Genomic DNA, 11,875 nt, shown 5'->3' on the forward strand with positions numbered 1-11,875 from the left:
TGGCTTGCTGTCCGCTTATCTTTCCGCCCTTTTCTTCTATTTGGTATCAATGTATTTTGACGAGGGGCCAAACATTCCTGAGCGGGTGAAGACGATTACAAGCTAAACCGGAAGAAGCCCATCTACTCCATATTTCTCTAGTTCGCGATTTTTATGAAGCCGCACCAACTAAACCGGTCCCTCCAGTCGTTATATAAAAGAAGGGAGGAGGGGCGATGGAAGAAACATGGCTGGAAGCTATCGCCGGGGGCCGTATCGAGGCGCTGGAGCTGCTTTACTCCGAATGGCGGGTGCCTGTCTACGGGTTCATTTTGTCTATTGTGAATAACAAAGCGCTCGCGGAAGATTTGACACAAGATACATTCGTTCAAGTGTATACCAAAGCCGGACTCTATCAAAAAGGGACGAAGCCGCGCAGCTGGGTGCTTACGATCGCCCGTAACTTGGCCTACGACGCGCTTCGGCGAACGTCCCGGATGACTCCCGTCCCGAGCGAGCAGCTCGACACCCGCCCAGGTTCCGGCGATCCGGCAAGCGTTATCGTAGACACCCTCTATGTCACAAAAATGCTAAATAGTTTAGCCGATTCAGAGCGCCAAATCGTTATCTTGAAGCTCCTTAACGGTTGTACCCATTCCGAAATAGCGGATATTCTGCAGCTTCCGGAAGGTACGGTTAAATGGAAATACCGCAAAGCGCTTCACCGGCTTGAGAATCTGCTAGGAGGGGATCGCCGAGATGACGTTTCACGATGAGCTGCTGACCGCATTACGAAATCAGCTTATGGAAGAAGCTCCGGACCGTTTCGCCGATGTCAGACGCAAAATCGCCCGGGCCTTAGCCGACCAGTTGCTGAATGAACTTAGCGGGCCTCCGTCTTCGCAAGGATTGCTGCTTCAACTCGTCTGCGAGGAGATGGCCGAACCGGTCATTTCCAATTACAAGAAAGGAGCGTAAATTCATGCCCCATGAACATGACCAGGATCGGCTTCAGGAATTAATCCGCTTGTATGAAGCTAAGGGAGAGCCGCATATTTTTGATGAAGCTCATGAACGGTTATCTCAAAGCATTGCCGCAAACCCGGATAAAGCTGAACGTCTTGGACAACTGAGCTATCTGCTGGAATGCAAAGCAAGTCATGAGATTCGAAAAGCAGCCGGCTTATTGGAGAAAGCCATTGAGTTAAGCCCGAGGGAGCTGACCTTTCACCGGAAATTGATACGTTTGCGTTCGCGGGGATTGGAAGATAACCGCTCTGTCCAGTATTACAAAAAGTGGATTCATGCCCGGCCGGATGATGCTGTAGGCTACACGATGCTGGCTGAAGTGTATTTGAAAATGTTTCAGCTCGAGGAGGCAAGAAAAGTGATCGAGACCGGTCTGAAAATCCATCCGGCACAACTGGATTTGATCTTGCTGGAAGGGGAGCTTTTCGCCAAACAAGGTATGATCGACAGCGCTCTTGCATCGTGGAAACGCGCCTGCGAGCTGGACCCGGCCAATGCCGAACTGCATGAGAAAATCGGCGAGCAGCACGCCAAATTAGGCCGGCTGGGCCCTGCTTTGGGATATTGGGAAAAAGCCCGCGAGCTCGACCCAAAGCTGATTCGTACCCGGTTCTCGGCGGTGTTCCTGCTGGAGCATGCGGGCAGGTTGGAGGAAGCGATTCACGAATGGAAGGAAATCGTAACGTTTCTTCATGCAAACGGGCTCCACCACGAAGCGGAATGGCCGCAGCGGGAGCTTCAAAGGGTTGAGAATAAAAAGAAGGGGATGGATACTCCTTATTGACAATATGGACAGCAGATCAGAAAAGGCAGCTTTCATTCGAAAGATCCCTATAGATATTTACAGGCAAGAATTAATTAAATCAAACTTTCCCGCCCCATCGGCACTATCCCCCGTTGACAACAATACGATATATCGTTTATTTTTAAATCGATATATCGTTAATTCGAATACATGGAGATGATCCGATATGAGAAAACGACCGGACTGGGGATGCCGGGGAGAAGGACGCGGCGGCGGACCCGGGAGACGTTATTTTGGCCGGGGAAATGTGAAATTCGCCCTGCTGGAGCTGTTGGCCCAAGAACCGATGCACGGTTATCAGATGATGAAAGCGCTTGAGGAGCGGTCGGACGGCAGATATACGCCAAGCGCCGGCTCGATTTACCCGACGCTGCAAATGATGGAGGACCGGGGCTGGATCGATCCCGAGGAGGAAGGCGGGAAGAAGGTGTACCGGGCTACGGCCGCCGGCCTTGCTGCTTTGGAGGAGTGGAATGAACAGAGCCGCAGCGAGCGCGAGCGGTCGGATGGGGAACCGCTCTCCTCCCGGGAGCGCCGGTTGGGGGACACGTTCGAGCTGATCCGGCTGCTGACGAAGGCGGAGAAGAAAGCATCCTTCTCGGCCGGTTACGCCGCCAAATACGAATCGTTTCTGAACGCCTCGCTGCAGGAGCTTCGGACGCTTCTTACCGACGCCCGGGCTGAGGAACCGCGCAACCGGAATCAGCCTGCTCTTAACGAAACCGATATATCGGAGCCGATAGATACCGATAGAGACGATACGTCCAACAGCCAATCGAAGCCTCGACGGGGAGAGTGATCGCGATGGAGAACCGATGGGGAAGAACGCGGCTGCACGATGACAGACCGCCGACGAAGATCAAAGACAAGACGATCCGGAATATGTACAAACGGATGTTTTTTCACGTTAAAGGGCATTGGTCTCTTCTGCTGCTTGCACTCGTCTGCCTGATCGCCAACTCGCTGCTTGAATTCGTCATCCCGCAACTCACCCGCTACACGATCGACGTCGCGATTCCGGCGAAAGACTACCAGGTACTGCCCTGGATTGCCGGAGGCGTGCTTGGGACAGCGGTATTGCTCGGACTGTTCGGCTATTGGAGCAGCACTACGCTGGCTGCCGTGGGGCAACGTGCGATCTTCGATTTGCGCAATGAGCTGTACCGCCATCTGCAAAACCTCGACATGGCTTACTATGACCGCAACCGGACTGGCGACCTGATGTCCAGAGTGACGAGCGATGTGGGCATGCTGCAGCAGCTCGTCTCCAACGGCATGATGCAGATTGCGACCGACCTGTTCACCTTTACCGCTATCGCCCTATATATGTTTTACGTGGATTGGCAGTTAACGCTGCTGATGCTCGCGACCTTCCCGCTCATGCTGTTCACCACGAGAATGTTCAGCAAGCGGATCCGTTCCTCGTTCAAAACCGTCCAGCAATCCGTGGCCGAAGTAAGCAATCATCTGCAGGATACGTTAAGCGGCATCCGGGTGATCAAATCGTTTGCGAATGAAGATTACGAGTCCGAGCGGTTCGCGGTCCGAAGCGAAACGAATATGAAAGCAAACCTCCGCACCGTCCGGCTGCGGGCTGTCTACGAGCCGATCATCGATCTGCTGAACTACCTCGGGATGGTCGCCGTTCTCGTATTCGGCGCTTGGCAGGTAATCCGCGGCAACCTGACCGTCGGTACGATCGTCGCCTTTCTCGCCTATCTCCGGCTGCTGCAAAATCCGATCCGCCACTTCAGCCGCATCCTGAATACGATCCAGCAGTCTGCCGCCGCCTACGAGCGTATTACCGAGGTGCTGGAGACGAAACCGCAGGTGACGGAAAAACCGGACGCGATCCCGCTCCCGCCCGTCTGCGGCCATATCCGGTTTCGCGGCGTCGGGTTTTCCTACTCGAGTGACGTGCAGGTTTTGAAAGATTTCAATCTGGAGATCGATCCGGGCAAAGTGACTGCTCTGGTCGGACCGTCCGGCGCGGGTAAATCGACCGTCGCCCATCTGATCGCCCGTTTCTATGACCCGCAGCAAGGATTCATTACGGTGGACGGATACGAGCTGAAGGACATTACGCTAAAGTCGCTGCGCGAGCAGATGGGCGTCGTGTCGCAGGATATCGTACTTTTCAACGGTACGGTACGCGACAATATCCGTTACGGCAAGCCCGATGCGACCGAAGAGGAGATTACGGCGGCAGCCAAAGCGGCGAACGCCCACGACTTTATCGCATCGTTTCCCAGAGGCTACGACTCGGAGATTGGGGAACGCGGCGTGAAGCTGTCGGGCGGCCAGAAACAGCGCCTGTCGATCGCCCGTGCGATCTTGAAAAATCCGCGGCTGATCGTGCTCGACGAAGCGACCGCCTCGCTCGATACGGAGTCCGAGCACCTGATCCAGGACGCATTATCCCGCCTGCTGGCCGGACGTACGTGTCTCGTCATCGCCCACCGGCTCTCCACCATCCAGTCGGCCAACCGGATCGTCGTCTTGGACGGAGGCACCATCGCCGAGTCCGGCACGCACGACCAACTGCTCGCCCTAAACGGCAAATACCGCAGATTGTACGATTTGCAGTTTCCGCAGGATCAGGGCGAACCGAATCCGGCCTAGCTTTATAGAGAGCGCAACCTTCCGCATGCACGGTTACCGGGATGCCGAGACGTTCGTCGCGCAATTCACTTTATCTGTGCTATAATTCCCTTCAAACGGACATACGGCCGTTCTTTCCGGCGTCCTTTACGGAGGTGCTCGCATGTTATTTTTCAGCAAACTATTTCTACGCATGATTCATATGAGCAACCGGGTCGTTTTCGGAACAGCCGGTCTTCTCCTGCTGCTCAGCTCGTTTTTGATCTACTGGCTGGAGCCGGAAACCTACGAGAATCCGTTTAACGGCTTCTGGTGGGTGATGACAACGGTCACTACGGTCGGATATGGGGATTTTTATCCGCACACCGTGCCCGGAAAGCTGCTTGGCATATTTCTGTACTTGTTCGGGATCAGCCTTATATCCGTTGTTATCAGCAAGATGATCGACTTCATCTTCGCATATCACCGCAAAAAGGAGGAGGGCAAATTGCGTTACACGGGCGAAAGTCACTTTGTGCTGATCGATTGGAGCAAACACGCCGAACTCGCCATACAGGAAATTCGGCGAAGCGACCCCGAAGCGGAGATCGTCCTGATTGCCCAGCTCCCGAAAACTCCTGTCTCCGATGAACGAGTCCACTATATTCAGGGCAATCCCGTGCTGCGGGAGACGCTGGACAGCGCCAATCTATCCAAAGCGAGATCCGTATTTTTATTCGCCGACGATATGACGGAAAACCAGCTATTCATCCGGGACAGCTCGTTTATTGACGGCAAAACGCTGCTGATCGCCACAACGATCGAGCGATACTTTCAACACGTCCATACCGTTGTGGAAGTAAGGGACCGGAACAATATACCGAACTTTACACATGTGAAAGTAGATGAATTTATCGTCGGCTCGGAGACGGTGTCCCGGCTTGCGGTGCGCTCCGCCTTCAACCACGGAGCGTCACGGCTTGTCTCGCAGTTGCTGACAAGCCACGATGGCGGCGATTTGTACGAGATCCGCAAACGTCCTCAATGGAAAACGTTCCGCGACGCCTTCGAGGAACTGCTGCAGGAAGGCGCAACCTTGCTTTCTGATGGCGACAACCTTAACGTCAGCCGACGACTGGATGAGCCGATTCCCGAAGACGCCAAGCTGTTTGTTATCTGCGACAGCGAGACGTATACACGCTTGATCGGTGGAACCCCCAGCGGCGCAAGTTTAAAATAAAAGCAGGAGGGCTTTTATCCGCTCTCCTGCTCCCATTATATCGGATTCGATCTGATTTCAGTTCTCACTCTCAGTTCCTTCATCCGATCGTTTCTACCCGTATTACTCTTTGTTCGTATAGGATCCCTTCACGTCGCTGACCTCTACGCCGCCCGATCCGTCGCTGCGTATCGTAACGTCCTTCTCCACGCCCCGGATGATGATGTCGCCGCTCTCGTCATCGATGACGACGCTGCCGTTGATATCGCGAAGCTCGATCTCTCCGCTCTCGTCGTTGATCGTTACATCGCCGGTATGATTGCGGATCTTCATATCACCCGATTGGTCGTCGATCTTCACGTCGCCGGAAGAGCCGGTCAATTCGATATCCCCGGACTGGTCCTTGATCTCGATCTTGCCTTGGACGCCTTTAACCACCATATCTCCGGATTGATCGATGATGCTGACGTCTCCTTGTATATCCGAAATGTGCAAGTCACCCGATTCGTCGTCTACCGTCACGTTCAGCTTGGACGGCACCGTCACCGTAATATCCATCGACCGGTTGTTGAAGCCGAACTCCGACTTGAATCGGGAGGCGAGCTTGGCCGTCTTGCCGTCCTTCTCGAGCGTAAACACCACCGCTTTATCCTCCGCCCCCTGGGCGCTGCGAATCGTAGCGACTGCCCGGATCGAATCCGCCTGATCGTCGCCTTTTATCGTAAAGTCGCCGGACGCGGTATCCACTTGAAGCGTTTCTATCGATTGTGCGGGAAGTTCCAGCTCCCTCTTCCCTTCTTTCATAGCGAAGCCGCAGCCCGTTATCCCGATCATTCCCGCCAGCAATACCGGCAGCCCCCAACGTTTCCACATATCCGTCACTCCTAATGTTCTTGATTCTCTCCCTGTTGTTCACTGTTACCATCATACCATTGCCCCCTCCCCCGCTCTACGGACTTCGGAATGTATTGGAACCCGGTCTGAGGTCGAGTGGCCGTACGGCTGCGGACCGAACCGCCGGGGCGTGAGGTGAGCATAATGTTACGTTGCGCTTGGTGGCATACTAGGAATGGACAGGAGGGATTCGCAGGTGATTACCAAAATTGCAACGGCGGCCATATACGTAGAAGACCAGCAGCGCGCCAAAGCATTCTGGTCGGAGAAAGCCGGATTCCATATTGTGAGGGAAACGCCGATGGGCGCTTCCGGAAGCTGGATCGAGGTCGCTCCGTTTGGCGCGGAAACGGCGCTCATTATCTATCCGCGAAGTATGATGGACAACTGGAGCGAGCTGAAGCCGTCCCTCGTATTTGACTGCGAGGACATTGGCGCAACTTACGAGACGATGAAGCGCAACGGGGTTTTATTCCAAGGGGAGCCGAAAACGATGCAGTGGGGCACCTACGTTGCATTTGTGGATGAGGAAGGGAATTCGTTTTTGTTGAAAGGCTGAACGGTTCGGCAAGCAGCCGCTTCCGGATGGAGGGACGGCATGAATCGGTGTAAAGATGAAAAGGTGACCTGAACGCTTCGCGGTGATCTCCCGGGCTGCGGGCAGTTCCGCACATACGTATGCTCCGGCATGTCATCAGAGCGGAATCGAAGCCCGGTCCTGCAGCAGCAGCTCCCGGAACACATCCGCGGCCCGGGTGTGGAACTTCGTTGCGGGAGTGATCAAATAAAACCGGCGCGCAACGGGGGTTCCCTGTACGTGCAATCGCTTCAAAGTGCCAAGGGCGATTTCTTTGCGGACGGCCCATCTCGATAGCAGCGTAATGCCGAGCCCCGCCTCTACCGACTCTTTGATCAGCTGGTTGCTGCCGAATTCCATAAACGACCTCGGTCTGAATCCAAGCCTGGCGAACATCGATTCCACCGCATCTCTAGTCCCCGAGCCGGACTCCCGTACGATCCAGGTCTCCTCCGCCAAGTCCGTGATTGCCACCGGCTCCTGCCCGGCCAGTCGATGGGCGGACGACACCATGACATCCATCAGATCCTCCGCAAAAGGCTCGATTTGCAGCTTCTCATGACGAAATTCGCCTTCGACGATACCGATCTCAAGCTCATTTCCGGCTACCCCCTCCGAGATATCCTTCGTATTGCCGATCGTGATCGCCGGTTGGATCAAAGGATACTGCTCCTGCAGTCTGGCGATAATACGCGGAAGCACATACTCCCCGAACGTATAGCTCGCCCCGATCGCCAATGGCCCGGTAGCCTTGTGCAGCAGATCGTCGACCAGGTACTGCATGCGCGAATATAATCCGACGATTTCTTTGGCGTGGTGGTAGACGATCTCGCCGGCTTTGTTCAGCTGAACGTGCTTGCTGCTGCGGTCAAGCAGCTTCGTTCCGGCGTTTCGCTCGAGCATCTGGATATATTGGCTGACCGCCGGCTGCGTCATATGCAGCTCTTCCGCCGCCCGGGTGAAGTTCTTTTTCTCCGCGACCGTAATAAAGACAAGCAGTGCCTGATCCATCCGAACTCCCCCCCGCAATGTCATGTCATCGTCAACTGATTATCGCAACCGCATCGCCCGGTGAAGAGGATCGAGAATCCGATAATCTGACCATCCATCTCAAAACCCCATCCAACCATAAGTTAAAACTTATCGTTTATATCATAACGATTTATTTCCCTTATTTCAATGAACGCCGTATGCTGAAGGTGACGAAACCGGAGGTGCTCAGAATGACTGTACCCAACAGAAGGATGGCACCGGGCGTAAAGCCTGATCTCACCTACCATCGAACGGACAAGACGCCGGATACACGCCCGGACGCGGCGTCGGCTTCCTATGCACGACAAGCCGAAGAAACGGCAAAAACTACGGGGAGAAACGCTGGATCTGACGCTCCCCCATCGGAGAAGACCACGCAGCGGCATGCCGGCACAACCGCAACAGCGTCATATCGGCTGTGGGCGTACGGAGTAGCGTTTACCTTTGTGCTCGCTATGCTGGGCTGGGGGCTCGCCCAATTACCCGGTTTCAACAGGGCCGGCCCGTTAGCCTGCGCGATCGGCGTCGCCGTTGCTTACCGTCATTTTCGCGGGTATCCGGAGCCGCTCCGGGCGGGCATCCGCTTCTCTTCGAAAACGCTGCTGCGGCTCGCTATCGTCCTGTTCGGACTGAAGCTGAACATCGACGTGGTGTTGAATGAAGGGCTGGGCCTGCTGGTCCGCGACGCGGCCACGATCGCATTCGCCATCGCGCTCACCGTCTGGATCGGCAAACGTCTGAAAGCCGACTCGGCCTTAACGCTGCTGGTCGGGATCGGCACGGGCATCTGCGGTGCGGCGGCCATTGCGGCCGTCTCTCCAATCATGAACGCCAAGGACGAGGACACGGCGATCGGCGCCGGTATGATCGCCTTGGTCGGCACCCTATTCGCCGTTGCTTATACGCTGTTGATGCCGCTGCTGCCGTTAACACCGGACCAATACGGAGCGTGGTCCGGCGTCAGCCTTCACGAGATCGCCCATGTGGCGCTGGCGGCCGAGCCCGGGGGACCGAACGCGCTCGCGACGGGACTGCTTGCCAAGCTGGGACGCGTGTTCCTGCTCGTTCCGCTCTGTTTGCTGCTGATCGGCTGGAAGAAACGTTCCGGGACGTATCAGTCCGGGACCAAAGTGGAGTTCCCGTGGTTTATGGTCGGCTTTATCGCGATGAGCGTTATCGGCAGTTATGTGCTCGGCGACTACATTCCCGTATCGGCTTCGGTTCTGGATGGCGTATCTCTCGTTACTACCGTACTTCTGTCGATGGCCATGGTCGGACTCGGCCTGAACGTCAATCTGAAGCAGCTCCGTACGAAAGCGTTGAAGCCTTTGCTGGCGATGACCGTTACGTCGGTTCTGCTGTCTGTATTGACTTACCTTACTATCTGAGTGGGGCTGCAGTTGTCTGCGGATTGCTTGCTCCAAGAAAACCCCGCCAGGATACGCGCGTCCGGACAGTTTATTGGCGTGCAAGTCCATACGTTTGTTGCAGCAATCGACTTCAACCCGCAGCCTGTGAAGTTTCTTCCGGAAGTAATACTTCCGTTATCTGATTTTTGCAGCAGGAATTCGACGTATAGCGGAACCCTTTGTTCCGCTATTTCCAGGATAATCGCCCGTATCCCCCAAAAAAACCGAAATAACGGAAACCAAACTTCCGCTATTGCGTGAAAGTAACGTACATCGCGGGAATAACGGAAGTAACTCTTCCGCTTCACCTATGAATAACCGTTGACTTTCGGCGAATCTTGAATAGGAATATTCCCTCCATTGCTACACCAAGCCGCCTCCCTTAACTAAGGGGGTAAGGCTCCTTTTCTTTTAAGGAAGCCCCTCATTTCACTCCAGCATAGGGACAGCCTTACTGAAAACTTACACATACTCCCTACGAAAAAAAGGGTGCCCGAGGGCACCCTTTTCTCATCGCAGCCGATTAATAAGCCAGCGTGAACAAACCGTTGATATGGCTCAGGTAGCGAATGTTGCTCGCTTCCTTCATATACGTAGCCAGCGCGCCTTTCAGCTTCGTCTGGTTGCCGCCGATCGTTCCGATCGCGTCTTTGCGGCCCAGGCTGGCCAGCGTACCGGAGAATACCGGCTGGAACGTGTTCATCGTCGCGCCTTTGAAGTAAGCGAAGATGTTGTAGCCGATCGTTTCGCCCATTTGCCAAGCAAGCTGAGCGGTTGGCGGGAACGGACGGCCTTCCGGACTCATCACGACAGCGCTGTCGCCTGCCACGAAGATGTCAGGATGCGAAGTCGATTGCAAGCCTTCCGTTACGGTAGCACGGCCGCGGTTGACTTCGATGCCACAGTTTGCGACAACCGAGTTGCCTTGTACGCCGCCGGTCCATACGATCGTGTTCGTTACGATCGAACGGCCGTCTTTGAGGAACGCCTCGCCCGGCTTCACTTCCGTAATCGGAAGTCCGGTCAGGAACTCTACGCCGCGCTTCTCCAGGCTCGTTTGCGCGCGCTGCACGAGATCAGGCGCGAATCCGGCCAGGATGGAAGGAGCTGCTTCTACGCAATACAACGAAATTTCGCTGAAGTCGACCGCATATTTGCTGCACAGCTGAGGCAGCATGTCCGCGAGTTCACCAACGAGCTCGATACCGGTCAGACCGCCGCCGCCGACAACGAACGTAGCGTCGGCTTTGTCGCTAGTTTTGCTATATTTTTCGATGCTTGCTTCGATGTGGGCGCGGAGCTTGTTGGCGTCGCTAACCGACTTCAGCGTGAAGCTGTGCTCCTGCAGTCCCGGGATACCGAAAAATGCCGTTTCGCTGCCCATCGCTACGACCAGAACGTCGTAACGGAGGAAAGCGCCGCCGGCCAGCTTCACTTGCTTCTGATCCGGGGTAATTTCTTGAACCGTATCAATCATCAGATTGATTTGTTTGCCGCGCAGCAGCTTCTCCAGCGGAAGCGCCACGGATTTCTCGTTCAGGCTGCCAGCAGCAAGACGGTGCAGCTCCGTAATGATCTGGTGAGTCGGGAAACGATTGACGACTGTAATCGTAGCCTCTTCAGCCGACATATATTTGCGCGTCGTCAATGCAGCGAGCAAACCGCCGTAGCCGCCGCCCAAAATTACTATTTGCTTCGACATACTGTTATCCTCCGTCCTGATTTGCGCGTTTTGGGAAAACCAAGATGAACACGCAGCCTTGCTTGATCGCCCGGAAGCGACATCAAGCTTTCCATACCGGGAAATGAAAAATTACCGCAAAAAAAGCGGCTAATCGAATCCATACGCCTTTTGTGTCGCTGCGGCCGGGAATCAGCCGTTTTGATTTTTGCGCTCGCCGAGCACTTCCAGGAAAGCTTGAGCGAAGCGAAGCGTTTGCTGAACTTGCGGGTCTTTCAGCATTTTGAGCAGTCCGAACAGCCCGATTGTGCTCGCTTCCGCTTGAGTGCGGTCGTTAGCTTCAATCGCGGCGGCGGCGACGCCTTTAGCTTTATCCGCTATCGGCTTCACGAACTCCTCCATACCTACTTTCAGATCATCAATCAGTACTTTGTCGGTTACGACGTTTTGGACGACATCATACGTTTTCGTCAAAATCGTGACCATCTCGGCCAGTTTCGGCAAGTTCTCGACCAATACCGTTAGCGATTGCTGCACCTCAGGTTTCATCAGTTGATCGAGCACATCCGTTTGTGGTGCCGCGGGAGCGGAAGTAAGCGCCGCTTCTTGCGTGGATGTTTGTGACATTAGTAAACGTCCTCCTTTGCATTAAAATAGAAGCCCTGTTTTG

The 11,875-nt window shown here is 54.8% G+C and carries 12 protein-coding genes; 8 read left to right on the top strand and 4 right to left on the bottom strand.

The features are described from left to right. Window positions 1–215 precede the first annotated feature (215 nt). The 6 genes from AC3Y2E_RS13680 to AC3Y2E_RS13705 all read left to right on the top strand — a co-directional run bounded on the left by AC3Y2E_RS13680 (window position 216) and on the right by AC3Y2E_RS13705 (window position 5,633). A complete protein-coding gene (locus AC3Y2E_RS13680; RefSeq protein WP_379211096.1) occupies window positions 216–755 on the top strand; it encodes an RNA polymerase sigma factor in 540 nt (179 codons plus the stop codon). Continuing rightward, the gene (locus AC3Y2E_RS13685) at window positions 739–957 is read left to right on the top strand and encodes a hypothetical protein (RefSeq protein ID WP_379211099.1); all 219 of its coding nucleotides are present in this window, start codon (window positions 739–741) and stop codon (window positions 955–957) included. Before AC3Y2E_RS13680 ends, AC3Y2E_RS13685 begins: the two co-directional genes overlap by 17 nt. 4 nt (window positions 958–961) lie before the next feature. Next, window positions 962–1,792, top strand: a complete 831-nt coding sequence (locus AC3Y2E_RS13690) for a tetratricopeptide repeat protein (protein ID WP_379211101.1) — start codon at window positions 962–964, stop codon at window positions 1,790–1,792. 187 nt (window positions 1,793–1,979) lie between these two features. Further along, the gene (locus AC3Y2E_RS13695; protein ID WP_379211103.1) at window positions 1,980–2,612 is read left to right on the top strand and encodes a PadR family transcriptional regulator; all 633 of its coding nucleotides are present in this window, start codon (window positions 1,980–1,982) and stop codon (window positions 2,610–2,612) included. A gap of 5 nt (window positions 2,613–2,617) precedes the next feature. Then, window positions 2,618–4,435 carry an ABC transporter ATP-binding protein gene (locus AC3Y2E_RS13700; protein ID WP_379211106.1) on the top strand — a complete coding sequence of 606 codons (1,818 nt, stop codon included), beginning with the start codon at window positions 2,618–2,620 and terminating at the stop codon, window positions 4,433–4,435. A gap of 142 nt (window positions 4,436–4,577) precedes the next feature. After that, the gene (locus tag AC3Y2E_RS13705; protein ID WP_379211108.1) at window positions 4,578–5,633 is read left to right on the top strand and encodes a potassium channel family protein; all 1,056 of its coding nucleotides are present in this window, start codon (window positions 4,578–4,580) and stop codon (window positions 5,631–5,633) included. A 102-nt stretch (window positions 5,634–5,735) separates the two neighbouring features. On the opposite strand, the gene AC3Y2E_RS13710 is transcribed toward AC3Y2E_RS13705, so the two are convergent. Further along, on the bottom strand, window positions 5,736–6,485 hold the full coding sequence (locus tag AC3Y2E_RS13710) for a DUF4097 family beta strand repeat-containing protein (protein ID WP_379211111.1): 750 nt from the start codon (window positions 6,483–6,485) through the stop codon (window positions 5,736–5,738). A 217-nt stretch (window positions 6,486–6,702) separates the two neighbouring features. Between AC3Y2E_RS13710 and AC3Y2E_RS13715 the strand changes: the two genes are divergently transcribed. Further along, window positions 6,703–7,065 (top strand): VOC family protein, encoded by a 363-nt coding sequence (locus tag AC3Y2E_RS13715; protein ID WP_379211113.1) that lies wholly within the window; start codon window positions 6,703–6,705, stop codon window positions 7,063–7,065. 135 nt (window positions 7,066–7,200) lie between these two features. Here the strand turns inward: AC3Y2E_RS13715 and AC3Y2E_RS13720 are convergent, their stop codons facing one another. Next, a complete protein-coding gene (locus tag AC3Y2E_RS13720) occupies window positions 7,201–8,094 on the bottom strand; it encodes a LysR family transcriptional regulator (RefSeq protein ID WP_379211115.1) in 894 nt (297 codons plus the stop codon). A 212-nt stretch (window positions 8,095–8,306) separates the two neighbouring features. Here AC3Y2E_RS13720 and AC3Y2E_RS13725 point away from each other — a divergent pair, with 212 nt between their 5' ends. Further along, window positions 8,307–9,503, top strand: coding sequence for a YeiH family protein (locus AC3Y2E_RS13725; protein ID WP_379211117.1), 1,197 nt, complete (start codon window positions 8,307–8,309; stop codon window positions 9,501–9,503). Between the two features lie 544 nt (window positions 9,504–10,047). Here the strand turns inward: AC3Y2E_RS13725 and AC3Y2E_RS13730 are convergent. Beyond that, window positions 10,048–11,226: an NAD(P)/FAD-dependent oxidoreductase gene (locus AC3Y2E_RS13730; protein ID WP_190923804.1), complete on the bottom strand. Its 1,179-nt coding sequence runs from the start codon at window positions 11,224–11,226 to the stop codon at window positions 10,048–10,050. A 171-nt stretch (window positions 11,227–11,397) separates the two neighbouring features. Then, a complete protein-coding gene (locus tag AC3Y2E_RS13735) occupies window positions 11,398–11,832 on the bottom strand; it encodes a helical membrane plugin domain-containing protein (protein WP_190923805.1) in 435 nt (144 codons plus the stop codon). Window positions 11,833–11,875: the final 43 nt, after the last annotated feature.

The sequence above is a fragment of the Paenibacillus sp. MAH-35 genome (assembly GCF_058135425.1).

What these genes read in the sequence shown, in the direction of transcription:
- AC3Y2E_RS13710 (WP_379211111.1), bottom strand. Translation starts at nt 6,485, where the DNA reads ATGTGGAAACGTTGGGGGCTGCCGGTATTGCTGGCGGGAATGATCGGG.
- AC3Y2E_RS13680 (WP_379211096.1), top strand. Translation starts at nt 216, where the DNA reads ATGGAAGAAACATGGCTGGAAGCTATCGCCGGGGGCCGTATCGAGGCG.
- AC3Y2E_RS13690 (WP_379211101.1), top strand. Translation starts at nt 962, where the DNA reads ATGCCCCATGAACATGACCAGGATCGGCTTCAGGAATTAATCCGCTTG.
- AC3Y2E_RS13700 (WP_379211106.1), top strand. Translation starts at nt 2,618, where the DNA reads ATGGAGAACCGATGGGGAAGAACGCGGCTGCACGATGACAGACCGCCG.
- AC3Y2E_RS13720 (WP_379211115.1), bottom strand. Translation starts at nt 8,094, where the DNA reads ATGGATCAGGCACTGCTTGTCTTTATTACGGTCGCGGAGAAAAAGAAC.
- AC3Y2E_RS13730 (WP_190923804.1), bottom strand. Translation starts at nt 11,226, where the DNA reads ATGTCGAAGCAAATAGTAATTTTGGGCGGCGGCTACGGCGGTTTGCTC.
- AC3Y2E_RS13725 (WP_379211117.1), top strand. Translation starts at nt 8,307, where the DNA reads ATGACTGTACCCAACAGAAGGATGGCACCGGGCGTAAAGCCTGATCTC.
- AC3Y2E_RS13695 (WP_379211103.1), top strand. Translation starts at nt 1,980, where the DNA reads ATGAGAAAACGACCGGACTGGGGATGCCGGGGAGAAGGACGCGGCGGC.
- AC3Y2E_RS13685 (WP_379211099.1), top strand. Translation starts at nt 739, where the DNA reads ATGACGTTTCACGATGAGCTGCTGACCGCATTACGAAATCAGCTTATG.
- AC3Y2E_RS13735 (WP_190923805.1), bottom strand. Translation starts at nt 11,832, where the DNA reads ATGTCACAAACATCCACGCAAGAAGCGGCGCTTACTTCCGCTCCCGCG.
- AC3Y2E_RS13705 (WP_379211108.1), top strand. Translation starts at nt 4,578, where the DNA reads ATGTTATTTTTCAGCAAACTATTTCTACGCATGATTCATATGAGCAAC.